The 26,786-nt window shown below is 65.7% G+C and carries 25 protein-coding genes; 11 read left to right on the top strand and 14 right to left on the bottom strand.

Annotated elements, in window-relative coordinates:
- Positions 1-13: 13 nt before the first annotated feature.
- Positions 14-2,260: a molybdopterin-dependent oxidoreductase gene (locus tag ACZY08_RS13805; RefSeq protein WP_463744320.1), complete on the top strand. Its 2,247-nt coding sequence runs from the start codon at positions 14-16 to the stop codon at positions 2,258-2,260.
- Between the two features lie 94 nt (positions 2,261-2,354).
- Here ACZY08_RS13805 and ACZY08_RS13800 read toward each other — a convergent pair whose 3' ends face one another.
- The gene (locus tag ACZY08_RS13800) at positions 2,355-2,990 is read right to left on the bottom strand and encodes a TetR/AcrR family transcriptional regulator (RefSeq protein WP_463745253.1); all 636 of its coding nucleotides are present in this window, start codon (positions 2,988-2,990) and stop codon (positions 2,355-2,357) included.
- Positions 2,991-3,229: 239 nt separating this feature from the next.
- Here ACZY08_RS13800 and ACZY08_RS13795 point away from each other — a divergent pair, with 239 nt between their 5' ends.
- Genes ACZY08_RS13795 through ACZY08_RS13785 form a run of 3 tightly spaced genes read left to right on the top strand, consistent with a single transcriptional unit; the run spans position 3,230 to position 6,933 of the window.
- Positions 3,230-4,348, top strand: coding sequence for a spirocyclase AveC family protein (locus ACZY08_RS13795; protein ID WP_463744321.1), 1,119 nt, complete (start codon positions 3,230-3,232; stop codon positions 4,346-4,348).
- Entirely contained in the window at positions 4,341-6,071 is a 1,731-nt protein-coding gene (locus ACZY08_RS13790; protein WP_463744322.1) for a nitric oxide reductase activation protein NorD, read from the top strand. Before ACZY08_RS13795 ends, ACZY08_RS13790 begins: the two co-directional genes overlap by 8 nt.
- A gap of 37 nt (positions 6,072-6,108) precedes the next feature.
- Complete coding sequence (locus tag ACZY08_RS13785; RefSeq protein ID WP_463744323.1) at positions 6,109-6,933, top strand: AAA family ATPase; 825 nt, start codon at positions 6,109-6,111, stop codon at positions 6,931-6,933.
- Positions 6,934-7,153: 220 nt separating this feature from the next.
- Here ACZY08_RS13785 and nrdE read toward each other — a convergent pair whose 3' ends face one another.
- The 4 genes from nrdE to ACZY08_RS13765 form a co-directional block, all read right to left on the bottom strand.
- On the bottom strand, positions 7,154-9,322 hold the full coding sequence (gene nrdE / locus ACZY08_RS13780; protein ID WP_463744324.1) for a class 1b ribonucleoside-diphosphate reductase subunit alpha: 2,169 nt from the start codon (positions 9,320-9,322) through the stop codon (positions 7,154-7,156).
- Complete coding sequence (gene nrdI / locus ACZY08_RS13775) at positions 9,289-9,741, bottom strand: class Ib ribonucleoside-diphosphate reductase assembly flavoprotein NrdI (RefSeq protein ID WP_463744325.1); 453 nt, start codon at positions 9,739-9,741, stop codon at positions 9,289-9,291. Before nrdI ends, nrdE begins: the two co-directional genes overlap by 34 nt.
- A gap of 38 nt (positions 9,742-9,779) precedes the next feature.
- Positions 9,780-10,019 carry a redoxin NrdH gene (locus ACZY08_RS13770; protein ID WP_166903969.1) on the bottom strand — a complete coding sequence of 80 codons (240 nt, stop codon included), beginning with the start codon at positions 10,017-10,019 and terminating at the stop codon, positions 9,780-9,782.
- A gap of 502 nt (positions 10,020-10,521) precedes the next feature.
- Entirely contained in the window at positions 10,522-11,064 is a 543-nt protein-coding gene (locus ACZY08_RS13765; RefSeq protein WP_463744326.1) for an NADPH-dependent FMN reductase, read from the bottom strand.
- Between the two features lie 88 nt (positions 11,065-11,152).
- Between ACZY08_RS13765 and ACZY08_RS13760 the strand changes: the two genes are divergently transcribed.
- The 3 genes from ACZY08_RS13760 to ACZY08_RS13750 are packed head-to-tail and all read left to right on the top strand — an operon-like array spanning position 11,153 to position 14,027.
- The gene (locus ACZY08_RS13760; protein WP_463744327.1) at positions 11,153-11,770 is read left to right on the top strand and encodes a TetR/AcrR family transcriptional regulator; all 618 of its coding nucleotides are present in this window, start codon (positions 11,153-11,155) and stop codon (positions 11,768-11,770) included.
- 4 nt (positions 11,771-11,774) lie between these two features.
- Positions 11,775-12,839, top strand: a complete 1,065-nt coding sequence (locus tag ACZY08_RS13755; RefSeq protein WP_463744328.1) for a DNA polymerase IV — start codon at positions 11,775-11,777, stop codon at positions 12,837-12,839.
- A 9-nt stretch (positions 12,840-12,848) separates the two neighbouring features.
- Positions 12,849-14,027, top strand: a complete 1,179-nt coding sequence (locus ACZY08_RS13750) for an AAA family ATPase (protein WP_463744329.1) — start codon at positions 12,849-12,851, stop codon at positions 14,025-14,027.
- Here the strand turns inward: ACZY08_RS13750 and ACZY08_RS13745 are convergent.
- Both ACZY08_RS13745 and ACZY08_RS13740 read right to left on the bottom strand, forming a co-directional pair.
- The gene (locus ACZY08_RS13745; RefSeq protein WP_463744330.1) at positions 14,024-14,917 is read right to left on the bottom strand and encodes an SDR family oxidoreductase; all 894 of its coding nucleotides are present in this window, start codon (positions 14,915-14,917) and stop codon (positions 14,024-14,026) included. The genes ACZY08_RS13750 and ACZY08_RS13745 overlap by 4 nt on opposite strands.
- Positions 14,918-14,939: 22 nt before the next feature.
- Positions 14,940-15,593 (bottom strand): TetR/AcrR family transcriptional regulator, encoded by a 654-nt coding sequence (locus ACZY08_RS13740; protein WP_463744331.1) that lies wholly within the window; start codon positions 15,591-15,593, stop codon positions 14,940-14,942.
- Between the two features lie 128 nt (positions 15,594-15,721).
- Here ACZY08_RS13740 and ACZY08_RS13735 point away from each other — a divergent pair, with 128 nt between their 5' ends.
- Entirely contained in the window at positions 15,722-17,203 is a 1,482-nt protein-coding gene (locus tag ACZY08_RS13735; RefSeq protein ID WP_463744332.1) for a cytochrome P450, read from the top strand.
- Positions 17,204-17,220: 17 nt separating this feature from the next.
- On the opposite strand, the gene ACZY08_RS13730 is transcribed toward ACZY08_RS13735, so the two are convergent.
- Positions 17,221-17,682, bottom strand: coding sequence for a homocitrate synthase (locus ACZY08_RS13730; protein WP_463744333.1), 462 nt, complete (start codon positions 17,680-17,682; stop codon positions 17,221-17,223).
- Between the two features lie 221 nt (positions 17,683-17,903).
- Between ACZY08_RS13730 and ACZY08_RS13725 the strand changes: the two genes are divergently transcribed.
- Positions 17,904-18,665 (top strand): sulfite exporter TauE/SafE family protein, encoded by a 762-nt coding sequence (locus ACZY08_RS13725; RefSeq protein ID WP_463744334.1) that lies wholly within the window; start codon positions 17,904-17,906, stop codon positions 18,663-18,665.
- A gap of 94 nt (positions 18,666-18,759) precedes the next feature.
- Here ACZY08_RS13725 and ACZY08_RS13720 read toward each other — a convergent pair whose 3' ends face one another.
- Entirely contained in the window at positions 18,760-19,824 is a 1,065-nt protein-coding gene (locus ACZY08_RS13720; protein WP_463744335.1) for a phosphotransferase family protein, read from the bottom strand.
- Between the two features lie 29 nt (positions 19,825-19,853).
- Positions 19,854-20,669: a class I SAM-dependent methyltransferase gene (locus tag ACZY08_RS13715; RefSeq protein WP_463744336.1), complete on the bottom strand. Its 816-nt coding sequence runs from the start codon at positions 20,667-20,669 to the stop codon at positions 19,854-19,856.
- Positions 20,670-20,806: 137 nt separating this feature from the next.
- On the opposite strand from ACZY08_RS13715, the gene ACZY08_RS13710 reads away from it, so the two are divergent.
- Entirely contained in the window at positions 20,807-21,481 is a 675-nt protein-coding gene (locus ACZY08_RS13710) for a winged helix-turn-helix transcriptional regulator (RefSeq protein WP_463744337.1), read from the top strand.
- Between the two features lie 4 nt (positions 21,482-21,485).
- Here the strand turns inward: ACZY08_RS13710 and poxB are convergent, their stop codons facing one another.
- Both poxB and ACZY08_RS13700 read right to left on the bottom strand, forming a co-directional pair.
- A complete protein-coding gene (poxB, locus tag ACZY08_RS13705) occupies positions 21,486-23,222 on the bottom strand; it encodes a ubiquinone-dependent pyruvate dehydrogenase (RefSeq protein WP_463744338.1) in 1,737 nt (578 codons plus the stop codon).
- 71 nt (positions 23,223-23,293) lie between these two features.
- Positions 23,294-24,061, bottom strand: a complete 768-nt coding sequence (locus ACZY08_RS13700) for an SDR family NAD(P)-dependent oxidoreductase (protein WP_055112536.1) — start codon at positions 24,059-24,061, stop codon at positions 23,294-23,296.
- 221 nt (positions 24,062-24,282) lie between these two features.
- On the opposite strand from ACZY08_RS13700, the gene ACZY08_RS13695 reads away from it, so the two are divergent.
- A complete protein-coding gene (locus ACZY08_RS13695) occupies positions 24,283-24,663 on the top strand; it encodes a GatB/YqeY domain-containing protein (RefSeq protein WP_463744339.1) in 381 nt (126 codons plus the stop codon).
- 38 nt (positions 24,664-24,701) lie between these two features.
- Here the strand turns inward: ACZY08_RS13695 and tnpB are convergent, their stop codons facing one another.
- Together tnpB and ACZY08_RS13685 are read right to left on the bottom strand one after the other, a co-directional pair.
- Positions 24,702-26,168, bottom strand: a complete 1,467-nt coding sequence (gene tnpB / locus ACZY08_RS13690) for an IS607 family element RNA-guided endonuclease TnpB (RefSeq protein ID WP_463744340.1) — start codon at positions 26,166-26,168, stop codon at positions 24,702-24,704.
- Entirely contained in the window at positions 26,161-26,745 is a 585-nt protein-coding gene (locus ACZY08_RS13685) for an IS607 family transposase (RefSeq protein ID WP_463744341.1), read from the bottom strand. The genes tnpB and ACZY08_RS13685 overlap by 8 nt, the downstream gene beginning before the upstream one ends.
- Positions 26,746-26,786 lie beyond the last annotated feature (41 nt).

Raw genomic sequence — 26,786 nt, 5'->3', positions numbered from 1 at the left:
GTCAGGAGACGACATGCCTTCTCACAAGGTGACATGCCCGTTGTGTGAAGCGATGTGCGGTTTGCATGTCACGGTGAGTGACGGCCACGTCCAAGGCATTCGCGCCAATCCCGACGATGTGTGGTCCCGCGGGCACATCTGCCCGAAAGGGGTGTCGCTCGGGCACCTTCACGCCGACCCCGACAGGCTGCGCCGGCCGATGGTGCGTCTGCCCGACGGCACTCACGTGGCAGTGTCCTGGGATGACGCGCTCGCCGAGACCGAACGGGTGCTGCGGCCCGTCCTCGATACCGACGGTGCCGGCGCGCTGAGTGTCTACGTCGGGAACCCCGTCGCACACAACAGCCACTTGGCCACCTACATCGGGGCGCTGATCGGCTTCGCCGAGGCGGCCGGCATGAAGGGGTACTACTCGCCGGGCACCGTCGACCAATGGCCGCTGAACGTGGTGAGCACCCTGCTGTTCGGCGGGATGTGGAACGGGCCCATCCCCGACCTCTACCGCGCGGACCACCTGGTGATCCTCGGCGCCAATCCGGCTGCCTCGCAGGGTTCCATGCTGTCGGCGCCCGACATCATGGGCCTGCTGTCCGGTGTGACACAGCGCGGCCGCGTGGTGGTTGTCGACCCGCGCCGCTCTCCGACCGCGCAGCGTGCGAGTGAGTGGGTGCCGATCCAACCCGGCACCGACGCGCTGCTGCTGTTCGCCATTCTGCGCACCCTGGCCGAGAACGGTTGGGTGCGGCGCCCCGAGCATCTGCGCGGCAAGATCACTGGGCTCGATGAGATCATCGCGATGGCCGAGCCTTTCGTGCCCGAGAAAGTTGCTGTCACAACGGGTATCGACGCACGCACGATCCGCCGGCTGGCCGCTGACCTCGCACAGGCCGAACATCCGGTGCTGTACAGCAGAATCGGCGCCTGCACACAGGAATTCGGCACCCTGGCCACCTGGCTGGTATTCGTGATCAATACCGCCCTCGGTGTGCTCGACCGCCCCGGCGGTTCGGTGTTCCCGAAACCGGCGGTCTGGGCGCCGATGTTCGCCAAGCCACCCGACCAGAACGGGCCGGGATGGCAGTTCGGCCGCTATCGCAGCCGCGTCCGGCGAGCGCCCGAGGTGCTCAACAGCTTTCCGGTGGGCTGCCTGGCCGAGGAGATCGACACACCTGGCGAAGGTCGGCTTCGCGCGCTGATCACCGTTGCCGGTAACCCAGCTGTCTCGGCGCCGGGCGCCGGGCGCTTGTCGGCGGCGTTGGGCCGACTCGACGCGTTGATCGCGGTGGACAACTGGCTCAACGAGACCACCCGGCATGCCCATGTGATCCTGCCCGGATCATCCCCTCTGGAACTACCCCACTTCGACGACCTCTACTGGATGTACTCGGTCGCATCCTGCATCAAGTACTCGGAACCGGTCTTCGAACGCGAGCCCCAGCGTCCCCCTGAGTGGGAGTTGCTGCTGCGGCTCGGTGGCGCGATGTTCGGCACGCCGGTTCCCGAGGTCGACGTCGCCGCGCTCGACGACCTCTACGTCGGTGGGATGGTCGCCACCATGTCCGGCATTTCGGGCAACCCGCTGACGGGCCGCGACGCCGGGCAGGTCATGTCCGCTCTGGCCGGCAAGGGGCCAGAACGCTTGATGGATCTGGGTATTCGGGTGGGGCCGTGGGGTGATCAACTGGGCGACCGGCCGGGTGGTCTCACCCTGAGCGAGGTGCGGCGCCATCCCGATGGACTGCGGCTGGCCGAACTCGAAGGGGGACGGCTCGAGACGAGTGTGACGACGCCCTCGGGCAAGGTCGAACTGCTGCACGACCATCTGGTCAGCGATATCCCCCGGCTAATGTCGCGTATGGAGCGCGAGACTCCCGAGCTCGTGCTGATCAGCCGACGGCATCTGCGGTCCAACAACTCCTGGCTGCACAACGTCCCTGCCCTCATGAAGGGACGTGACCGTTGCACCCTGCTCATCCACCCGATCGACGCGGCGCGTGCCGGTGTCGAAAGCGGCGCGATGGCGAACGTCGCCACCTCCGAAGGCACCGTTACGGTGGCTGCCGAGGTCACCGACGAGGTCAAGCCCGGTGTGGTGTCGCTCCCCCACGGCTGGGGGCATGGTCTCGACGGAACGCAGTTGGCCACCGCGAACCGTCATCCGGGAATCAACAACAACCTGCTCAATCCCACCGACATCATCGATGTGCCGAGCAACACCCATGCGATCAATGGCGTTCCCTGCCACGTGAGCCCGGCCTGACATCACCGCGGCATGACTGCTGCCCCCAACGGTTTCATCAATGATCGCGACATTCTTGCGCTGGCCGATAGGCAGGCGTCATGTGGCGCTGCCTTTACTCGGTTCTGGCGGGCAGATTCATTCCAAGGCTGTACAGCGTGCTGGTGACGTACTTGGCCAGCACGCTCTCGCGGATGGGTGCGGGTTCGCGCAGCGTGGTGAGTAAGGCGTAGAGCCCGAGCAGAAAGAAGACGGCCGAGTGGAACGAATCCACATCGGCGCGGGCATCGCCTCGGTTGCGTGCGCGCAGGATCTCCGCTGCCAGGAGCACGATGGTGGGATGGTCGGTCCATGCGTCGTCGTCGGGGCGTGCTGAGGAGAAGTACAAACCCAAAACGTCGCGGAACAGCAGTGGCCCCCAACGGTCTTCAAGGTCCACTACTAGGCGGACGATCTCGTTGAGCACCGTCGGCAGATCGTGTCTGGTCTCCAGGAAACGGCCAAGTTCCTCCGCGACGCGGGCTTCCTCGCGACGGATCAATTCGAGCAACACGTGTTCGCGCGTCGGGAAGTGAAAATTGAAGGTTGACCGCCCCACCCCCGCCGCGTTGACGACGGCGTTGATGTCAGCAGCAGCGGTCCCCACGCGGCTGAATTCCACGATGGCGGCATCAAGTACTCGCTCACGCGTCTGTTGACGCTGCGCCACGCGCTGGTTCGGCACACCTTGCACCCCCGTATTGTGCCTCATTGCGCAAGATTGAATGAAACTGTTCATTGAGTAGATCCCGAAACGAACGGCATATTCGCAGCCTCCACGAGACTATATCCCCGATAAATCGCTACTCGAGGGCACTATTGAGCCTCAGCGCGGGACACGAGCGACTAGCTGGCCCGGGAGTATTTCGTTGACACTCTTCAGCGAAATCGGGTAGGAATAGCACGCCGCTGTGCGGCGGACGACACCTGACTTGCGAGGGGTTCACAGCAATGACCGAACAGCAGACGGACCTGAAACCGGTCGACACCGGGAAGCGAACGGGGGTCGCGATCACGGCGTTGTGGTGGGTGCTGGGCCTCGGTGTTCTGGTGTTCGTCGGCGCGCACGCCAAGCTGGGTGCCGACGAAGCGCGCATCGCCAATCCGCAGCCCTCGGAGGAAGCCTGGCGCGCGGTCGAGGGTCTGCCGAATTGGGCGCCGATGTGCAACATCTGGACGTTGGTGATGATGATCGTCGGCGGAGCGGCGTTCGTCTACGGGTGGCGTAAACATCCCCGCCACCCGTATCTGCTGTTGGTGCTGGCCGGCACGGCGCTGCCGTGGCTGGACCCACAAGCCGACTGGGTGTCGTACTCGGTGTTCAGTCCCGATCTGTGGCACTTCCCGGTCGACTGGCCGTGGGTGTCGATATCTCCTTTGGTCGAGCCGTTCGTGTGCATCGCCTACGCCTCGGTGCTCATCGTGCCGGCATTCGTGGCAATCCCGCTGCTGCGCAAACTGCAGGGCCGCCGCCCGCTCGACAGCTTCGTATGGCGCCACCCGCTGATCACCCTGAGCGCGATCACGTTCGTGATCGGGTTCGCCCTGGACGCGGTGGTCGAGATCGTGTGCATCAGCAAGCGCGTGTACGCCTACTCACAGGTGCCCGAGTTCGGGTCCATCTTCGTCGGCCAGTACAACCAGTTCCCTCTGCTGTGGGAAAGTGGGCTGGCCACCTCGATGATGATCGCCGCCTCGATCATGGTCTACCGCGATGACACCGGCCGGACTCAGGCTGAAAAGCTCGCCCAGCGGCTGCGCCTGTTGCCCACCCGCCCCGCACTCGCGTCGTTCCTGGTGATGTTCATGGCGTTGACCCTGTCCTACCTCGCTGTGTACGGCGGAGGCTTCCTGATCATCCGTGCCGGCAAGCTCTCCACGTCGGTGGCCTGCCCCTGGCCGTTCCCGGAGACGAAAGTGTATGACCCGCAAGGCTTCTACGAGAAAGCCGGCCACCCCGGGCCGTTCTTCGAGGGCAAGTGGAACACCTGGCTCTCCGGGCAACCCGACGGCCGCCCCACCATCGACGGACCGGTGCAGGCAGGGCGCTGCGGCCCGGGCCATGACTAAACCCCACGATGCGGCACCCGCACATGCGAATCCCGTCATGACGCCTGACGAGCAGGCCGCGCGCCGGTTTGACTTGTTCGCCTCCGCTCTGGCCGGCCGCACGCTGCGCGTCGTCTATGGCGAGCGCGGAGAATCGGCATGGACCGACGGCAACACCCTGGTCATCGACCCGGCCAGCAGCGAGCACGACCAGCTCACCGCGGTAACTGTGCAGGCCTGCCTGATCGCTGGCGGCAGCTTGCACCCCGACACCATGCGCGGGCTGCGACGGCGCCCCAAGCTCGCGGCACGCTACCTGGCCCTAGAGGGTCCGCGTGCGCTGTGGGTCAACCAGGCAGTGCTTCCCCCGTCACCGCACCCGGTCATCGACCCTCAGACCGCGCCCCGCAGCACCTCACCCTCAGCATCGTTCACGCTCGCCTCGTCTCGCCAGCCCCTGTCCGCCCCGCCCGCGGCGTTTGGCGTGATCCGCGCCAAACAGGTGTTGGCCGCCCACACCGACAGTTCCCGCGACACCAATGCCGAACCCCAGCATGCGCCGCGGTGCGAGTCCGGGCAGTTGGCCGACCTTGACGACGAAGACGACCTCGACGACGACGGGGCTGGCGCGGGGGCGGACATGTTCTCCGTCGGGGGTACGGCCGGGGCACTGGGCCGACTGCTGCAACGCCTACTCAAATCCGTGCGCAGCGGTGACGGCGAAGGCTCCCCAGGCACCGACGCGGCCACGCACCTCGGCCGTCGCACCACCGCCCGGCGCGGCATTTCCGTGATGTCCTCAGCGGCCGGGGCGGCCGCCGAGGTTACCGGCACACCCAACCCCAGCACCCTGACCTATCCAGAGTGGGATGTCACCGTCAAGCGCTACCGCCCCAACTGGTGCACCGTCAACGAGACCGACCCACCGCTGCGCGACGCCCCGGACATACCGGTCGCGCTCGACGCTGCGCGGCTACGCAAAACCCTTGCCCGACTTACCCTCGGGCTCGATCAATGCCACCGCCAACCCCACGGCGACGACATCGACCTCGACGCCGCGATCGAGGCCCGGGTGCAAGCCCGGGCGTCCTCCACACCGGACGAGAACCTCTACATCGCCAGCCTGCGCCGCCGCCGCGACCTCTCAGTGCTGGTACTACTCGACATCTCCGGCTCAGCCGGCGAACCCGACGGCCGCGGCGTTACCGTGCACGAACGACAACGCAGCGCCGCCGCCGCGATCGCCAGCGCCCTCTATGACCTCGGTGACCGAGTCGGGCTCTACGCCTACAACTCCCACGGCCGCAACGCAGTCAACGTATTCCCGGTCAAACGGTTCAACGACAGATGGAATGCAGCCACCCTGCAACGACTGCACAGCCTCACCCCCGGCGCCTACTCCCGACTAGGGGCGGCGATCCGCCACGGCGCCGCCGTACTGGAGGCCCAAGGCGGCACGATGCGACGGCTACTCATCGTGTTGTCCGACGGACTGGCCTATGACCACGGCTACGACAAGGACTACGGCGCCGCCGACTCCCGCCGAGCCCTCGCAGAAGCCCGCCGTCGCGGCACCGCAGCACTGTGCCTAACCTTCGGCGCCAACACCGACGCCCCCTCTCTCCGGCGAGTATTCGGAACCGCCGCACACGCCACGGTGGCCGACCACACCCAACTCGCACACGCAGTCAACACGCTCGTGCGCACCGCGCTGCGTTCTGCTGACGTCCGCAAAGCGACATAGCCAAGCCCCACGATCCATCACCAGCGGAAGGACACCCATGACCGCCACCGAAGCCCACCGATCAGACCGCGACGCGCCAACCATCTCCGAACGGCCCTTTTACGTCGCCACCGGTGATGAGGAACAAACCTTCACCGCGGCCTACCACCAGCACCTGTCCATCCTGCTCAAAGGACCCACCGGATGCGGGAAAACCCGCTTCGTCGAAGCCATGGCCCACGACCTGGGCCGCCCCCTGATTACAGTCGCCTGCCACGACGACCTGACCACCGCCGACCTCGTCGGCCGCTTCCACCTCCGCGGCGGCGACACCCAATGGGTCGACGGACCCCTAACCCGCGCTGTGCGCGAGGGAGCTATCTGCTACCTCGACGAAATTGTCGAGGCCCGCCAAGACACCACCGTGGTATTGCATCCCCTCGCCGACCACCGACGTCAGCTACCCATCGAACGCCTCGGCGTTACCCTCGACGCCGCCCCGGGGTTCGGACTCGTCGTGTCCTATAACCCCGGCTATCAAAGCGTCCTCAAAGACCTCAAAGACTCCACCCGTCAACGCATGGTCGGCATCGAATTCGACTTCCCCACAGCCGAAACCGAAGAAACAATCCTCACACAAGAAGCAGCCATCACCCTCGACACAGCCAAACACCTCGTCCGACTCGGCCAAGCCATCCGCCGACTCGAAGCACCAGGACTTCGCGAAGTCGCCTCCACCCGCGTGCTCATCGCTGCCGGACGACTCATCGCCAACGGCCTAACACCCCGCAACGCCGCCAAAGCTGCTGTCGCCGCACCCCTCAGCGACGACCCTGCAGTCCAAACAGGACTGCGACAGATGATCGAGACCTACCTGCCGTAGCGGTCCTAGCCTCGCAGTAGCAGGCTCACCGGACGAGACACGATGTACGCCATCTCGGCTCTCCGCCAACGAGGCATAGCCGCTGGCGGCTGATAGAACGGGCTCTCTTCGGAAGTCCTACATAGCGATGCACGACCTCCGACCAAAGCCTGATCCCGTAAATCAGGCCACCGGTCGAAAGCTCGGCTGTCGCAGAATCTGCGCTGTCAGCGACCAGTCGTCACAACATGCAGCTGACGCAGTTTTCAACCTCAGTGCCTTGAAGCGCCATCTGCCGCAACCGGATGTAGTACAGCGTCTTGATTCCCTTGCGCCAGGCGTAGATCTGCGCCTTGTTGACCTCACGGGTGTCGGCGGTGTCCTTGAAGAACAACGTCAGGCTCAGCCCCTGGTCCACATGCTGGGTGGCCGCGGCGTAGGTGTCGATGATCTTCTCGTAGCCGATCTCATACGCATCCTGGTAGTAGTCCAGGTTGTCGTTGGTCAGGTACGGCGCCGGGTAATAGACGCGACCGATCTTGCCTTCCTTGCGGATCTCGATCTTGCTCGCCACCGGGTGGATCGAGGATGTCGAGTGGTTGATGTAGGAGATCGACCCGGTCGGCGGGACGGCCTGGAGGTTCTGGTTGTAGATGCCGTGCTTCTGCACCGACTCCTTCAACTGCTTCCAGTCGTCCTGCGTCGGGATGTGGATCTCCGCGTCGGCGAAGATCTGCCGGACCTTGTCGGTGGCCGGCTCCCACACCTGATCGGTGTACTTGTCGAAGAACTCACCCGATGCGTACTTGGAGTCCTCGAATCCGCCGAAGCGCGTACCACGTTCGATCGCAATGAGATTCGACGCCCGCAGCGCGTGGAACAGCACGGTGTAGAAGTAGATGTTGGTGAAGTCGACGCCCTCTTCGGAGCCGTAGTGGATCCGCTCACGGGCCAGATACCCGTGCAGGTTCATCTGCCCCAGGCCGATCGCGTGCGAGCTGTTGTTGCCCTGTTCGATGGACGGCACCGACCAGATGTGGGTCTGATCGCTCACCGCGGTCAGCGCCCGGATCGACGTCTCGATGGTCTGCGCGAAATCCGGCGAATCCATAGCCTTGGCGATGTTCAGCGAACCGAGGTTGCACGAGATGTCCTTGCCCACTTTGGCGTAGGACAGGTCCTCGTTGAACAGCGACGGCGTGGAGACCTGAAGGATCTCCGAGCACAGGTTCGAGTGGGTGATCTTGCCGGCAATCGGGTTGGCCCGGTTCACCGTGTCCTCGTACATGATGTACGGATAGCCCGACTCGAACTGCAGCTCGGCCAGTGTCTGGAAGAACTCGCGTGCCTTGATCTTGGTCTTGCGGATCCGGCCGTCGTTGACCATCTCGTGGTACTTCTCGGTCACCGAGATGTCGGCGAACGGGACGCCGTAGACCTTCTCGACGTCGTACGGCGAGAAGAGGTACATGTCTTCGTTCTTCTTGGCCAGCTCGAAGGTGATGTCCGGGATCACCACGCCCAGCGAGAGCGTCTTGATCCGGATCTTCTCGTCGGCGTTCTCGCGCTTGGTGTCGAGGAACCGGTAGATGTCGGGGTGATGTGCGTGCAGATACACCGCGCCGGCGCCCTGGCGCGCGCCGAGCTGATTGGCGTAGGAGAACGAGTCCTCCAGCAGCTTCATGATCGGGATGACGCCCGAGCTCTGGTTCTCGATGTTCTTGATCGGCGCGCCGTGCTCACGAATATTGGTCAACAGCAAGGCAACTCCGCCACCGCGCTTGGACAGCTGCAGGGCCGAGTTGATGGAGCGCCCGATGGACTCCATGTTGTCCTCGATGCGGAGCAGGAAGCAGGACACCGGCTCGCCGCGCTGCTTCTTGCCTGAGTTGAGGAATGTGGGGGTGGCCGGCTGGAAGCGACCGTCGATGATCTCGTCGACGAGCTTTTCGGCCAGCACCGTGTCGCCGGCGGCCAGGGTCAGCGCGACCATCACCACACGATCTTCGAAACGCTCGAGATAGCGCTTCCCGTCAAAGGTCTTGAGTGTGTAGGAGGTGTAGTACTTGAACGCGCCCAGGAACGTCGGGAACCGGAACTTCTTGGCGAATGCCCGGTCGAGCAGCTGCTTGACGAAATTGCGGCTGTACTGGTCGAGCACCTCGCGCTCGTAGTACTCCTTCTCGATCAGGTAGTCGAGCTTCTCGTCCTGACTGTGGAAGAACACCGTGTTCTGGTTGACGTGCTGCAGGAAGTACTCCCGTGCGGCGAGCACATCCTTGTCGAACTGAATCTTGCCGTCGGCGTCGTACAGATTCAGCATCGCGTTGAGCGCGTGGTAATCCGTCTCGCCAGGAAGCGCATGCGCGGCGGTGGTTACAGGCTCTGCAGCTGTGACGGTTGGTGGCACGTCTGATCCTTCCAAAAGTCTTTCAAACCCTCGCGGACGGCGTCGACATCGTCCGGGGTACCCATCAGCTCGAAGCGGTACAGGTACGGCACACCGCATTTGCGCGAAATTACATCGCCCGCGTAGGCGAACTCCGCACCGAAATTGTTGTTGCCCGCGGCGATGACGCCGCGGATCAACGACCGATTGTGTTCATTGTTCAAAAAGGCGATGACCTGCTTGGGCACGTAACCACCGTTGTTGACATCGGGAGTGGCACGGCCGCCGCCGTAGGTGGGCAGGATCAGAACGTAGGGCTCATCCACCTCGATGCGGCCGTGCAGCGGGATCCGGGTGACACGGTCTTCGGGCCACCCCAGCTTCTGGACGAAGCGGTGGGTGTTCTCCGAGACGCTGGAGAAGTAGACGAGATGGCTCATCGTGTCCAGCTCCTCTCCCGTGGTGGTGATGCCTTTCGTTACGCCGTCGCCGCGACCGTGCTCAGCGCCTTGATCCGATCGGGACGGAAGCCTGACCAGTGGTCGTTGCCGGCCACCACGACCGGGGCCTGCAGGTAGCCGAGCGCCATGACGTAGTCACGGGCCTCGCTGTCGAGGGTGATGTCGACCTTCTCGAAGGCGATGCCCTGCTTTTCCAACGCCTTGTAGGTGGCGTTGCACTGCACGCATGCGGGCTTGGTGTACACGGTGACGGTCATCTTCGGTACGGCTCCTCTTGCGGAAAGTGAAAAAACTAGACAGGTGACTGGCAACTGATCGGGTCTTACGTTTCGCTTAAGTTCAGCGACCGCCGGGCCGCCAAAATTCCTGCCGGTCGAAGCCGCTCTCCGGCTGGTCTTGAAACCGACTCGGCCGGATTCGCTACGCTCCGGCCGGCTCCCGAACTGTGGTGGCCTGTCGGTCTCACAGACACTACACCTAGTGGCCGACAGTTCGAAGTCATACAACATGTTCTGAATAACATTTCTGAAATTCCCAGGTCGTAAGCTTGCCAGCAACCACACCGACGGCGTGTCGTGCCCGACTTGACAGACCGTGTCGCGCCGCGCCTCTAGATGTACCAGCAGCCACCGACAAGGTGGCCCCACGGACACCGGCGGACCCCCCAATAGCAAAGCCGCCGGCCGGGTCAGGACGACCCAGCCGGCGGCAAGATTTTGCCGGAAAGCGGCGCAAACGGCAAAACGCGAAGACGACCCCTCAGTCGACCTCGACTGTGAGCTTGCCCACAATGTCACGCAGAGCCTCGGCCACCTCGGCGTTCTCCCTCGGATGCTTGCCGTCGAGCGACTTGGCCGGCACCGAAAGCGTCAGATCCTCGACCACGCGGGGTCCGGCGATGCCGAATGATTTCCGCGTCTCGTCGTGCGCCCACACGCCGCCGTACTGCCCGAGCGCCGCCCCGACCACCGCCAGCGGCTTGCCCTTGAGCGCGCCATTGCCGAACGGCCGCGACAGCCAATCGATGGCGTTCTTCAACACCCCCGGGATGCTTCCGTTGTATTCGGGAGTGACCACGAGTGCGGCATCGGCCTCGCCGGCCGCCGCCCGCAGTGCCACCACGGGTTCGGCCACGTCCGCGGTGTCGATGTCCTCGTTATAGAAGGGCAGCTCCCCCAGCCGATCGAAGATCTTCAGCTCTACCCCGTCGGGCGCCTGCTCTACCGCCAACTCGGCGAGTTGACGGTTGATCGACGCCGCCCGCAAGCTTCCCACCAACACCAGCACCTTGACTTCGGCCATATTCACGCTCCTTGTTCGACTCGCCCGATTCTCGCAACAGTCAACCGGACTGTGGTCCGATTAATTCCACCTGAGTTAAAGTGCAGTTGTGGCAGCCTCCGACCGCCCGCCCCGGCTCGCGGGCATCGACCCGGCGCCACCAGAACGCGGCCCAGGCCGTGTTGACGCCGCCCGGAACCGCGCCCTGATCCTCGACGCTGCACGTCGGCTCGTCGCCGAACGCGGCCCCGACGCGGTCAGCACCGACGATATCGCGGTCGAGGCCGGCGTCGGCAAGGGAACTTTGTTCCGAAGATTCGGTAGCCGTGCCGGACTGATGATGGTGCTGCTCGACGAGGACGAGACCGCCGAACAGGACGCCTTCATGTTCGGCCCACCCCCGCTGGGCCCCGGGGCGCCGCCGCTGGAACGGCTGCTGGCCTACGGCGCGGACCGGCTCAGGTTCGTGCACTGCCACCAGGCGCTGCTGTCCGATGCCATCCGGGATTCCGCTCTGCGCTACACCGGCCCGTTCACCCTGCACCGCACGCATGTCCGGATGCTGCTCGAAACTGCCGGCACCACCGGCGATCTCGATGCACAGGCCGATGCCCTGATTGCTCTGCTCGACCCCGACTATGTCGCCCACCAACTGTCCCTCGGCCGGCGCCTCGACGACCTCGCCTCCGCATGGCAGGACACCGCACGCAAGTTGTGCGGCCACTAGCGCCATGACCGCCTGGGTGCTACATGTCGACCTGGATCAGTTCCTGGCCTCGGTCGAGTTGCGGCGCCACCCTGAACTGCAGGGCCTGCCCGTCATCGTCGGCGGCAGCGGTGATCCCACCGAACCGCGCAAGGTGGTCACCTGCGCGTCATACGAGGCGCGCGAGTTCGGGGTGCACGCCGGGATGCCGCTGCGCACGGCCGCACGCAAATGCCCGGACGCCACGTTCCTCCCTTCGGACCCGGACGCCTACGACGAGGCTTCCGAACAGGTGATGAGTCTGCTGCGCGATCTCGGCCACCCGCTGGAGGTCTGGGGCTGGGACGAGGCCTACCTGGGTGCGGAGGTGGACGATCCGGTCGAGTTGGCCGAACGCATCCGCGCGGTGATCGCCGCCGAGACCGGGCTGTCGTGCTCGGTGGGCATCAGCGACAACAAACAGCGCGCCAAGGTCGCGACCGGACTGGCCAAGCCAGCGGGTGTCTACCTGCTCACCGAGACCAATTGGATGTCGGTGATGGGTGACCGTCCGACCGATGCGCTGTGGGGCGTCGGACCCAAGACCACCAAAAAGCTTGCCATGCTGGGCATCACCACGGTCGCCGATCTGGCCGCCACCGATGCCACCGTGCTCACTTCGGCTTTCGGACCGAGTACCGGGCTGTGGATCCTGTTGCTGGCCAAGGGCGGCGGCGACACCGAGGTGAGCTCCGAGCCCTGGATTCCGCGCTCACGCAGTCACGTCGTCACCTTCGCCCAGGACCTCACCGACCGCAGCGAGATGGACGACGCGATCCGCGAACTGACCCGGCGGACCCTCGACGAGGTGGTCGAACAGGGTCGCATCGTCACCCGGGTGGCGGTCACGGTGCGCACCAGCACCTTCTACACCCGCACCAAGATCCGCAAGCTGAGTTCACCGAGCATCGACGCGGAAGTCATCACCGAGACCGCGCTGGCCGTGTTCGATCAGTTCGACCTGGACCGGCCGATCCGACTGCTCGGGATCCGTCTGGAGCTCTCGATGGACGACGTTCCCGCCGCCGCGACTGTCACAGCACACCAATAACCTCGACGCATGCTGCAGACCATCGCGATCCGGGGTTACCGCTCGCTACGGGAGGTGATCCTGCCGTTGGCCGAGCTCACCGTGGTCACCGGGGCCAACGGCTCCGGCAAGTCGTCGATCTACCGCGCACTTCGGCTGCTGGCGGACTGCGGGCGCGGCCAGGTGATCGGCTCACTGGCACGCGAGGGCGGTCTGCAGTCGGTTTTGTGGGCGGGGCCCGAACAGCCGAACGAGCGGACTCAGGGCACCGTCCGGACCCGCCCGGTATCTCTCGAACTCGGCTTCGCCGCAGACGATTTCGGCTACCTGGTGGACCTCGGCCTGCCGCAGATGGCCGGGTCCGGAGGCGAGCCGTCGGCATTCACCCATGACCCCGAGATCAAACGGGAGGTGGTGTTCGCCGGACCGGTGCTGCGCCCGGCGTCGACACTGGTGCGTCGCACCCGCGAATACGCCGAGGTCGCGTCGCAATCCGGCCGGGGTTTCGACGAGGTGACCCGTTCGCTGCCCTCCTACCGCAGCGTGCTCGCCGAGTACGCCCACCCGGACGCCCTTCCGGAACTCTCCGCGGTCTCCGACCGGCTACGCGACTGGCGGTTCTACGACGGGTTCCGGGTCGACGCCGGTGCACCTGCCCGCCGGCCCCATGTCGGAACCCGTACCCCGGTGCTCTCCGATGACGGCTCCGATCTGGCTGCGGCGGTGCAGACGGTCATCGAAACGACCGTCGACGATCTGCAACGCGCGGTGGCCGACGCGTTTGACGGCGCCTCCATCTCGGTGGCGGTCAACGACGGTCTTTTCGATCTGCAGTTGCGCCAGCGCGGCATGCTACGACCGTTACGGGCCGCCGAATTGTCCGATGGCACACTGCGTTTCCTACTCTGGGCAACGGCACTGGCCAGCCCGCGTCCGCCGTCACTCATGGTGCTCAACGAGCCGGAGACCTCGTTGCACCCCGATTTGGTCCGGCCGCTGGCATCCCTGATCCGCACGGCCGCCAAGCAGTCCCAGGTACTGGTGGTGACGCATTCGCGTGCATTGCTGGACTTCCTGGAGACCACCCCGGCAGCCGACGAGCAGCGCGGTACCGCGATCGAGGTCGAGCTCTTCAAGCAATGGGGCGAGACGCAGGTGGAGGGGTTCGGCATGCTCAACACGCCCTCATGGCACTGGGGAAAACGCTAGCGCTGCACGGATTTCGGCCGTAACGCCCGGCTGAACAGCACGTTGACCTGGCGCATGGCCACACTGTAGGGCCACCACGCCACCCGCTTGAAGGCATACAACGCACGGATGTCGCTTGAGGTGTAGATCAGGAAGCGGTTGCGGCGCATCCCGGCCAGGATCTTGTCGGCGGCCTTCTCCGGCGAGATGGCGTGACCGGCGAACCTGTCGACCCACTTCTGCACGTTCGGATCGTCCCGGTCGACACCGGCGATCTGAACCGTCTGCACCAGACCGGTTTTCACCGCGCCCGGCACCACCACCGAGACCCCGATGCGATGGCGCGCCAGGTCGAAACGCAGCACTTCACTCAGTCCGCGCAGCCCGTACTTGCTGGCGCTGTAGGCGCTGTGCCAGGGCAATGCCACGATGCCGGCGGCCGACGACACGTTCACCAGGTGCCCGCCGCGGCGGGCCTGCACCATCGGCGGCAGGAAAGTCTCGATCACGTGGATCGGGCCCATCAGGTTGACGTCGATCATCGAGCGCCAGTGTTGGTGGGTCAGTTGGTCGACGGTCCCCCAGGCCGACACCCCGGCGATGTTCATCACCACGTCCATCGACGAATGTGCCGCGTGGACGTCGGCGGCGAAGGCCGCCACCTGGTCATAGTCGGAGATGTCCAGCGCCCGGTGCGCGGGAACGTCGGCGCCGAGCGCCTTGGCGTCAGCAACCGTCTGTGCCAGTCCCACTTCGTCCCGGTCGGTCAGATACAGCTCAGCACCCTGCGCCGCGAGCGCAAGGGCAGTGGCGCGCCCGATCCCGCTGGCCGCACCCGTGATCAGACACCTTTTTCCCTGGAAGTGCTCCACCAGACTCGCCCGACCGTTACCCGCGGTATCACTCCCCATAGCGGTGACCTTACCTGTGACGCTAGAGGTCCTGGCCGCCCCACAGTGCGTTGAGCCACAGCCGCTCCACCACGTCGAGTGCACGTGCCGGATCGGTGCCGCGCCCGACGAAGCCCGAATCGTGCGACAGCGTCATCGCCGTCGTCGCGACCAGGGTGCGCACCAGCGCGGGCAGGTCGTCTGAGATCGGGCGGGCGCCCTGGTCCTGTTCGACGAGGCCGACGATCTGGCCGATCACGGCATCCTCGTAGTCGTTCATGATTTCCCGGATCTGGGCGTCGGTGTTCTGCGCGACGGTGCAGGCCGACATGATCGGGTCGTTGGTGGCGAAGACGGTGGCCGCACTGCCGACCATCCGTTTGGCGAAGGCCGCGGGTGTTTCACCGGAATCCCGGGGCGCGTAGTTGTGCGTCAACGCGGCGAGTTGTTCCATGACGTCGGACACGATGACGGCCAGCACCGCGTACTTCGAATCGAAGTAGAAGTAGAAGCCCGAGCGGGCCACCCCGGCGCGTTCGCTGATGGTGCTCACCGACAGGTCGGCGAACGAATGCTCTTCGAGCAGGTCCCGCACGGCCGCCACGATGGCCTCGCGTTGCCGGTCACCCCGACTGCGACGGGCCTGCGGACGCCCGGTCGAGCCGTTGCTACTCCCGGGTATCGATTCGGCGGTCATGGCATTAGACCTTTGCATCCACGACGCGCCAGTTCAAAACTTGACATGCGTCAAGTCTGACAGTCAGGATGGCCTCAAGTGGTGACATCGACCACACTTCGTCGGACTTTGTTGGTCAGGAGCGGCCCATGACAACCATCAGCACCCCGCATTACCTGCTCGATCAGGCCAAGCGCCGGTTGACCCCGACCCCGGTGACCATCCCCGGAATGGGAGCGGTCGAGAAGCGGCTGCTGGCACGCCAGTGGAACCAGTTCCCGTTGGCACCTGCGCCCCCGGCGAGCGGCCTCAAGACGGTGATGGGCGACGGCGGGCTGCCGGTGTTCGGGCACATGATCGAGATGTTCCGCGGCGGGCCGGACTTCATCCTGCATCTGTATCGCGAGTACGGCCCGGTGCACTACATGTTCTCGCCGGTGCTTCCCGCAGTGCTGGCATTGGGTCCGGATGCCACGCAGGCCGTGTTCTCGAACCGGAACAAGGACTACTCCCAGCGGGCGTGGGATCCGGTGATCGGGCCGTTCTTCGAAGGCGGCCTGATGCTGCGCGACTTCGATGACCACATGTTCCACCGCCGGATCATGCAGGAGGCCTTCACCCGCAGCCGGCTCACGGGATACGTGGGTCACATCGACGCTGTCGCCAGCCAAGTGCTGGCCAACGACTGGGTGGCCAACGACAAGCGCTTCCTCTTCTACCCCGCAGTCAAGGAACTCACGCTCGACATCGCGTCCGAGGTGTTCATGGGTGTTCCAGCGGGTACCGACCGCGCCCTGGTCACTACGGTCAATCAAGCCTTCACCACCACCACGCGGGCCGGCAACGCGATAGTGCGCAAGCCGGTGCCGCCGCTGAGCTGGTGGCGGGGGGTGAAGGCGCGCGAGACGCTGGAGAACTATTTCAACAGCCGGATCGTCGAGAAGCGCGCCTCGCAGGCGACCGACATGTTCAGCGTGCTGTGTCACGCCGAGGACGAGGACGGTCAGCGGTTCACCGACGACGACATCGTCAGCCACATGATTTTCCTGATGATGGCGGCCCACGACACCACCACGTCGACGCTGACCACGATGGCCTACCACCTGGCGGCCAACCCGGAATGGCAGGAGCGCTGCCGTGAGGAGTCCGAGCGGATCGGTGACGGCCCGCTGGACATCGAGGCACTGGAGAAGCTGGAAACCTACGATCTGGTGATGAACGAGGCGTTGCGGATGCAGACCCCGCTGCCGTTCAATTTCCGCCAGACCGTGCGCGACACCGACTTGTTGGGTTTCTACCTCCCTGCCGGCACCAACGTCATGACATGGCCGTCGATCAACCATCGGCTACCGGAGCTGTGGACCGATCCGGAGAAGTTCGATCCTGCACGGTTCGCCGAACCGCGCAACGAGCACAAGAAGCACCGTTATGCGTTCGCCCCGTTCGGCGGTGGCGCGCACAAGTGCATCGGCATGGTGTTCGGCCAGCTGGAGATCAAGACCGTGATGCACCGACTGCTGCGCCGCTACCGCCTCGAGCTGACGCATCCCGGTTACCGCCCGCACTATGACTACGGCGGCATGCCGGTGCCGATCGACGGCATGCCCATCGTGCTGCGGCCCCTGCACTAGCCGCGAAGCGCCGAGACTCAGGCCATCATCAGCCGGTTGGCGCACGCGATCACCGCATGCAGGGCCGACTGCTCAGGATCATCGGCCAGGCCCATGGCCCACTCGCTGTGCAGGCCGTCGCTGCCTTCGATGAAAGTCGCGGTCCGGCCGCCGGTGGGCAGCTGATGAAACGATCTGGTTTCAACGGTGATCCCGCGCGCGTACAGCATTTCGGTCAGTGCGGCGACGGGTCCGCTCGCGGACACGGTCAACGTGCTAATGGTGTCGCCCAAAGCCAGCGTGGCCTGGTAGTGGCGCGCCTGCGGCCCCAACCTGCCCGCTGAACGCTGCGTATCGGTGCAGGTCCACTGACCTAGCTTCAACGCACCCGGGCCGGCCGTGTATTCGGCCAGGAACTGTTCCCAGGAGGCGGCCTCGCCGGCCTGTCGCAGGCCGCGCGGCAGAGGGTTGGAGAAATGGGCCGCGAACGTCGGTGCCATGTCCGATTGCTGGGCTGATGAAGTGATGTGCATGCGCCGGTCTTCTCTTGCTCAGAGGAGGTGACCGACGAAGTAGCGAACGACCCACAGCGGGGGGTCGGTCTGATCAGACCCCGCTGCGGGTTGCTACTACAAGTCGCCTTGGCACGTTGGCGATGCTAGACGCAGCCGGACCGGTCACGCAAACACTTTCGCCGTAGTCTCAGCCACGTGGGAGCCTCATGAGCGTCGGTGAGGTCGTCCTGCTTGTCGTGGCCGGGATCGCCGGCGGACTCACCGGCAGCATCGCCGGACTGGCCTCGGTCGCCACCTATCCCGCACTGCTGTTGGTCGGTCTACCCCCGGTCACCGCGAATGTCACCAACACCGTGGCGTTGGTGTTCAACGGCATCGGCTCGGTGCTCGGGTCCCGGCCCGAGCTCGCCGGGCAGGGTGCATGGATCAAACGGATCATCCCGGTCGCCGTTGCCGGCGGGGCCGTCGGCGCCGCACTGCTGCTGTGTACCCCGGCCGAGGGTTTCGAGAAGGTCGTCCCGCTCCTGCTGGCGTTCGCGTCGGTGGCGATCCTGCTACCGCGTGGCCGCCTGCGGGAGACCCGGGTGGTCGATCACCGCGAGCATCGGATCAAGGTCGCCATGGAGGCAGGGTCGATCTTCCTGATCACCATCTACGGCGGGTATTTCGGTGCTGCCGCCGGGGTGCTGCTGCTGGCCCTGCTGTTGCGTACCGGCGGTGCGACGCTGGCGCATGCCAACGCTTCCAAGAACGTGATCCTCGGGGTGGCCAATGCGGTGGCCGCCGTCGCATTCATCGCGGTCGCCCCGGTGTACTGGCCTGCGGTGGTGCCGTTGGGTGCCGGCTGCCTGATCGGCTCCCGGCTGGGTCCGATCGTGGTGCGACACGCCCCCGCCAAGCCGCTGCAGGTCCTCATCGGCGTGGCCGGTGTGGCCCTCGCCGTCAAGCTCGCGATCGACACCTACTAATTTCCCCACGAACAGTCCCCCGCAAGCGGGAGGGGCCCCCACCAAACCTGCCCCTTTTCCCGTGAAAATGGGCAGGTTTGTGTCTGCTCGGCAATCAGCTGAAGGGATTGTCCCCCTTGGCGACCCGCGTCCCCAGCGCGAGGAGGTTCTCCGCCGAGGCATGTAACTGCTCGCCGGCATCGCGGCTGGCCCGCCCGGCCAGGTATCGCGACCAGGTGCCCTCGATGACGATCCCGAGTTTGAAGCAGGCCAGCGCCACATACCAATCCAGTCGGTCGGTCTGGCGGCCTCCCGCGGCGCGGTACGCCTCGATCAGTTCACTGCGGTGGGCCAGATCACCGAGGGCGGCCAGTGCCGACCCCGCGTTGATCGGATTGGGGTCGTCGGGCCAACAGACGAGCATCCACCCGAGGTCGAGCAGCGGGTCGCCGATCGTGCACATCTCCCAGTCGATGAACGCGGCCAGTTCGGGAGTGTCCCTGCGCAAGAGGACGTTGTTGAGGTGCGCGTCGCCGTGCATGATGCCGGGTTCGGCGTCGGGTGGGCGGTTGTCCTCCAGCCACTGCGCCAAATCCCCCACCCCCGTCAACGACTCGGGTGAATACTGCTCGTGGCGGTAGCTGTCGAGCAGCCCGAGGAACTGCGGAACCTGGCGGGCCAGAAAGGATCCCGGCCGGCGGATGGCGGCGAGTTCACTGTTCTCCCAGGCGACGTTGCCCAGTTCCGCGAGGCTCCCCGCATAGGACGGCCCGACGCGGTAGCGCAGGTCGGCATCGTCCCGGTAGGCCTGGCTCACGTCGGTGCCGGGGTTGAACCCGTCGACCTCCTCCATCAGGTAGAACACCACGCCGATCACGTCGAGATCGGTGCAAGCGGCGATGAAACCCGGATGCGGTACCGCCGAGCCCGCCAAGGTGCGCAGCACCGCGATCTCCCGCAGCATCGTCTTGTCGCTGGTCGGCCGGGGGTGTAAAGGTGGGCGCCGCAGCACCATTCGACGTCCGTCGACGCTCATGCCCACCACGATGTTCTGCGTCCCGCCGGTCAGCGGCGCCACGTCGGTCAGTGTCGTTCCGATCCGCTGCTCACGCAGCCAGCGTGCTATGGCGTCCTGATCGGCGGCGCTGAGAGTGGGCAATTCCGGTGCATCGTCGGGCATGAGGCCATGGTGCCAGCTGTCCTTCCGGATCAGTGCACGTTCGCCGCTGACAACAGGTATTCCCACGACATCGTGGAACCGGTGAGGAACCGGTCAGCGAGCGCAGCGATCTCCGCGTCCAGTTCCGCGACCCGATCGGCATCGGCGGCGATGGCCCGGTAGGCCGAGATCGTGGGCCCGTAGTTGGCCTTGAAGTAGTCGCGGAACGCGGCTCCGTCGGCATAGGCTTCGACGTCCAGTTCCCGGCGCTCACAGGTCAATTCGCCGACCCGATCACCCAGCAGGGTGCGCAGGTACTCCTCGTCGCCCCAGCGCGGCGGCGGGGACACCCCGGGTGGCGGCGCGGGTACATACGGCTTCATGGTGGCGAACAACTGGCCGATGAAACCCTCTGGTGTCCAGGAGATCAGGCCGATCCGCCCGCCCGGACGGGTCACCCGGAGGAGTTCGTCAGCGGCCTGCTGGTGATGCGGAGCGAACATCACCCCGATACAGGAGAGCACCGCATCGAAGGAATCGTCGGCGTAGGGCAACGCCTCGGCGTTGGCCTCCGCCCAGTCGATCGTCACTCCGGCGTCCGCGCCGAGGCGGCGCCCCTGGTCGACCAGCTCCGGGCACAGGTCACTCGCGGTCACCCGCGCGCCGGTCGCGGCGGCCGGGATGGCGACGTTGCCGGTCCCGGCAGCGACGTCGAGCACGCGGTCACCGGGCCCGATGCCGCTGGCCTCGACCAGTACGAGACCCAGTGGACGCACGATGTTCGCGGCGATCACCGCGTAGTCACCCAGCGCCCACAGCGCCCGGTGTTTGGCCTCAAGCTCATTGGCGGCGGTCGTGACCTTCATGACGGGCTCCTGTCGCGGATTGGCTTCATCGTCGCCCCACGCGGTGTGCGGATTCCAGTACCAGATCTGTACTGGCTTCCGGGCCCTGACAGGCGTGTACTGAGAAAGCCACGCATTTTCCGGGGAGGAAGACCGCCATGTCGACGTATGGCCAGTTCTGTCCCGTGGCCAAGGCCATGGAATTGCTCGACGAACGCTGGACCCTGCTGGTGGTCCGGGAACTGCTGCGGGGCAGCGCGCATTTCAACGACCTGCGCCGCGGTGTGCCGAAGATGTCGCCGGCGCTGTTGTCCAAGCGGCTGAAGTCGTTGGCTCGGGCCGGGGTCATCGAGCGTTCGGAGATCGACGGGCGGACAAGCTATTCGCTGACCCCGTGCGGTCAGGAACTCGCCGGCGTGGTCGACGCGCTCGGGTCGTGGGGGGTGCGGTGGATCGGTGAACTGGGCGAGCAGGATCTCGACCCGCACCTGCTGATGTGGGACATGCGCCGCACCATTCCCATCGCCGACTGGCCGCGTTCGCGCACCACGGTTTCGTTCGTCCTCGACGGTGTGGCGCCCAAGGCGTCGCGATGGTGGCTCACCGTGTGCGACGGGCAGGCCGATGTGTGCGATTTCGATCCCGGGCACGAGGTGGCGGGCACCGTGCAGACCTACCTGCGCACGCTGGTCGAGATCTGGCGGGGCGACGTCGGCTGGGCCCGAGCGGTGCTCGACGGCAGTGTCGCGCTGTCAGGCTCCGCTGATGTCCGCCGCGCCATCCCGCAATGGTTGGGCCAGAGCACGGCGGCCACGATTCCCCGGCCGGCCTGAGCGGTCAGTCCAGGATGCGGCGGGCGACGTTGGTGGTGACCAGGTCCAGAAGTTCATCGGCACGCCCGGCCAGGATGGTGCGAATTGCGTAGAGCGAGAAGCCCTTTGCCTGCTCAACTGTGATCGCCGGCGGTATCGACAATTCTTGCCGCGCCGTGTGCACGTCGATGACGGCGGGACCGTCGTAGGTGAAAGCGTCGGTCAGGGCCCGCTCAAGGTCACCCGGTTCGGTGACTCGGCGGCCGAACACCCCCATGGCCTGGGCCACCGCGGCGAAATCGGGGTTGACCAGGTCGGTGCCGAACGTGACGATGCCCGCCGCCTTCATCTCGAGCTCGACGAAGTTGAGCGACGAGTTGTTGAACACGATCACCTTGACCGGGAGCTTGTTCTGGATCAGTGTCACCAGCTCACCGAAGAGCATGGTCAGCCCGCCGTCACCGGCCAGCGCGACCACCTGCCGGTCGGGGAACGCGGTCTGCGCGCCGATCGCATGCGGCAGAGCGTTGGCCATGGTGCCGTGGTTGAACGACCCGATCAGCCTGCGCCGGCCGTTCATCGTCAGGTACCGGGCCGCCCACACCACCGGGGACCCGACATCACAGGTGAACACCGCATTGTCGGAAGCCAACCGGTCAGCAAGCGCGGCAACGTATTCCGGTCGGATCGGGGTCTTGTCGCGGTCGTTGACGGCCAGCGAGTCCAGCTGCCCGCGAGTCTTGCGGTAGTGCCGCAGTGAACGGTCAAGGTGCTCACGGTCGGTCTTGGGACGCAGCAGCGGCTGTAGCGCGGCCAGGGTGTCGGCGACGCTTCCGCGCAGGCCGAGGTCGATCGGGGTGCGACGGCCGAGATTGCGTCCACGGATATCGACCTGGATGACGGTGGCGCTCTCGGGATAGAACTGCTGGTACGGAAAGTCGGTGCCCAGCATCAGCAGGGTGTCGGCCTCCTTGATGGCCTTGTATCCGGAGGCGAAGCCGAGAAGTCCGGTCATGCCGACGTCAAAAGGATTGTCGTACTCGATGAATTCCTTGCCCCGCAGCGCGTGAACGATCGGGGCCTGCAACGTCGCTGCCAGCTCGATCAGCGCGTCGTGCGCGCCGGCCACCCCGGCACCACCGAGGATGGTCACCCGCTCGGCGGCGTTGAGGATGTCGGAAGCCCGGCGCACCGACTCGTCGTCGGGACGCACCACAGATCGAGTGGGCCGCACCGGGCGCGTGGTCCAGCCGGTCTCCCCCGCCCGCTGCAGGAAGATCTCGCCGGGGACGACGATGACGGCAACGCCGTTCTCCTCGATCGCGGCGCGCATGGCCATTTCGAGGATTCGCGGCAGCATCTCGGCGGTGCTGACGAGTTCGCAGTAGACGCTGCACTCGCGAAAAAGGTCCTGGGGGTGGGTTTCCTGGAAGTAATCCGACCCGATCTCGGTCCGCGGAATGTGTGCGGCGACGGCCAGCACCGGCACGCGGCTGCGCTGTGCGTCGTACAGACCGTTGATCAGGTGCAGATTGCCCGGACCGCAACTGCCCGCGCACACCGCGAGCCGACCGGTCAGTGCGGCATCGGCGGCCGCGGCGAAGGCGGCGGTCTCTTCGTGCCGGACGTGCTGCCAGGTGATCTCGCCGCTGCGGCGGATGGCGTCGGTGAATCCGTTGAGGCTGTCACCGGGAAGGCCGTAGACCCGCCTTACCCCGCTCAATGTCAATGCGGAGATGACTTGGTCTGCAATGGTCGCCATCACGCCTCCCGGTGTGGATTCCGGCGTGATCGCTGACGCGGGGCGCGCCCTCGATCACGCCGGAATTCACTCTACTTGGGCGCGAAGCGCTGACCGGCGTCCAAACGAAGGCACTGGCCGTTGAGCATCGGGTTCTCGGCGATCGCGACGGCGAGCTTGGCGTATTCCTCGGGCTTGCCCAGACGCTTGGGGAATGCGGCGTCCTTGGTGAGCACCGCGGCGAACTCGTCGGGGATGCCCTCGGTCAGGCCGGTCGCGAACAGGCTCGGGGCGATGGCCAGCACCCGGATGCCCAAGCTGCCGAGATCCCTCGCCATGGTCAGGCACATGCCGGCGATGGCGGCCTTCGACGCCGTGTAGGCAACCTGCCCGATCTGGCCCTCGAACGCCGCGATGGAGGCGGTGTTGATGATGACGCCGCGCTCCTCGGCCTCTTCGTCGACGGGCTCGTTCTTGCTCATGTGCCAGGCCGCGAGCCGGCTGATGTTGAACGTGCCGATCAGGTTGAGGTCGATCGTGGAGCGGAACGAATCCAGGCTGTGCGGACCGTCCTTCTTGATGGTGCGCTCGCCGATGCCGCCACCGGCAGTGGTCACGATGATGTGCAGGCCACCCAAGGCGGCCACGGCCTCCTCCAGCACCTTTTCGGTGCCGTCGAAGTCGGTGACGTCGACGGCGAAGAACGACCCGCCGATCGCGTCCGCCACTTCCTGCCCCTTGGACTGCGGCCGGTCCAGTACGGCCACGCTCGCGCCACGCTTGGCCAGTGCCTCAGCGGTGGCCCGGCCGAAGCCCGACGCGCCGCCGACGACGATAGCCTTCTTGCCTTCGATCTCCATCTAGCTTCCTTTCCAAAAATGACCGAAATCGTAAAGCAACTTATCCCATCAACCCTTCCCGTAAGCCTTTCGGGTTCTCCCTCTGCACCGCTTCGCACCGCGAGCGTGCGTGTCTGTCGCCCGACACGCCGCATTTCGCCCGTCATCAGCGCCCGCTCGCGGCTGCTGACCGTGCGTAAATCCCTCGACGCAATCACCGACACCGAATATGTTCGCCTGCCATGACACCTGCACAGCATTGGCGCGACCGGTTGCGCGAGTCCCTGCTGTCGGCGCGCAAGTCCCGCGACACCGCCGGCGTCGCCGCGATCCGGTCGGCGTTGAGCGCCATCGACAACGCCGAGACGCCGCAGGCCGATCAGACCGACACCCGCATCGGTGGACCGATCGCGGGTGCGGTGTCCGGAGTGGGCTCGACGGAAGTGGCCCGCAAAATCCTCAGCGATGCCGAGATTCGCGATCTCATTCGGGCCGAGGTCGATGAACGCCTCAGCGCGGCAGATCAATACACCGCGAACGGGCGGCTCGAGCAGGCGTCTGATCTTCGGTCGCAGGCCGCCGTCCTGACCCAGGTGCTCAACCGAACGCCGGAGGTTGTCTGAGCCGTTGCCTTTTGGTGTGCGATTGTGAGTGCTCGCCATTAGGCAGCCTCGCCTTGCGGTGAGGCGGTCCCCGTCTGGTCCACCGACCGGTGGTGCGGGGTCGACGTTTCATCGCCTGCTGCGTGGCCCGCTGGCGCGGGTTCGGTCTCCTGCGTGGCTCCACGTCCTGCCACCGGGCCACTCCCGGCGGGACTCTGTTCACCCGCGTGTGCGGGTACGCCGAGTCGGGCGAGGTTGATCGCGGCGTTGAGATCACGATCGATCCGCACACCGCATTCGTCGTCGCCGCATTCGAAGACCCGGTCGGACAGGGTGAGGTTTGGCTTTCGCCTCCCACATCCCGAACACGTCTTCGACGACGGATAGAACCGGTCGGCCTCCACCAAATGGCTGCCGTACCAACGAGATTTGTAGCTCAGCATGCGCCGGATCTCCGCCAGCGCGGCGTCGGCCAGTGCGCGATTCAGGCCCCGTTTGCGGGCGCCTCCCTTGGCGCGCATGCCCGTAGCGTTGAGAGTCTCCACCACCACAACATCGTGCTGCTGGGCCAGGGTGGTCGTCGCCTTGTGCAGCACGTCGCGGCGCACCGCCGCGGCATGGGCATGCGTGCGGCCGATACGGGCCTGGGTGGCCCGCCACCGCTTCGACGGCGTCTGTTTGGTGCGGCTACCCCGATCGTAGGGACCGTGCTGACGGGCCGCGCGGCGCTGCAAGGCCCGCAACCGAGCTTGCGCCGCCCTCAACGACTTCGGTGCCGCGATCCGCTCGACCTCCATCCCGTCCGGGGTCGCGACCACCAGCAGACTGTCGGCCTTCACCCCGACGTCAACACCGACCACCGGATGCACCGACTGCCGGGCGTCTGCCGGCCGCGACTTGGCTTCGACGATCACCTGCAGCGCGCAATACCAGCGCCCGGCACTGTCCCGGCGCACCGTGGCCGACAAGATCCGCGCCGACCCGGCCTCGATCCGGCGGGCCAACTTGCGGGTCGATTCATGCGTGCGGACCGCGCCCAGCCGCGGCAGGGTGACGTGGCGGCGGTCGGCCTCGATCCGGATGACCCCAGTCGTGAACCGCACCGACTTCGGGGTCCGGGCCGTTTTGAACCGGGGAAACCCGACTACCCGGCCGGCGCGCTGGCCACGCCGCGATGACGACCATGCGTCCAATCCGCGGGCCAACCCATCAAGGCCAGTGTTGTAGGCCTCCTTGGAGTTCTCGCCCCACCACGGCGCACACCAGGCCTTGCGCTGATTCCAGACCTTGCGCAGCGCCGGCAACGACCACCCCAACACCGGGGTCAACTGCTCCTCGTCGATGCCGTAACTGCGCTCAGCCGAGCGCTGATCCATCACCGCCTTCACCAACACCAACATGTGATTGTGCGCGAACCGCGCCGCACCAGCATGAGAGGCCAACGCCCGCAACTGCGTTGGCGTGGGATCCAACGCGAACCGGTACGCCTGCGCCGTCCACCCATGGGGAATCTCGAACCTAGCCATCGGCTGCAGTCTGCGTCTGCTTGGTTGCGGTGACCGCTCGCATCGCCCGGTTCCGCGCGCCCCGGCGGCCGTACAGGCGCGCGCACATCGAGGTCAGCACCTCGATCATGTCGCCAACCAGATCGTCTTCGGTCTCACCCTTGTCGGTCACCACGATGCGGCGGCCCTGCGCAGATAAAGCCGCTTCGAGATGCTCGACTCCGAAACGGGCCAGCCGGTCACGGTGCTCCACAACCACCACACTCGCAGAGGGGTCAGACAAAACCCGCCGGATCTTCGGCCGTTTCCCGTTCAGCCCGGACCCGACCTCGCACACCACCTCGCCCACCACAAGCCCGTTGGCGGTAACCCACTGGGTCAGGCGCGCGACCTGCCGGTCCAGGTCCGCACGCTGATCATGCGACGACACCCGCGCATAGACCACCACCCGCCCAGCAGCCGACATTTCGGCCACATCAACCCAGATCGTCCCCGAGTCCAAGCGGCGAGCGGGCACCGGCATCCGGTCCTCCCGGAACCACCGATACGCAGTCTGCGGATGCACACCCTGCGTCCGCGCCCACTCGGCCAACTTCACGCACTCAGTAGAACACACATTCGATCACGTTTACTCACACA

The organism is Mycobacterium sp. IDUB_9, from assembly GCF_055419505.1.
This window is presented reverse-complemented; position numbering and strand designations above follow the sequence as displayed.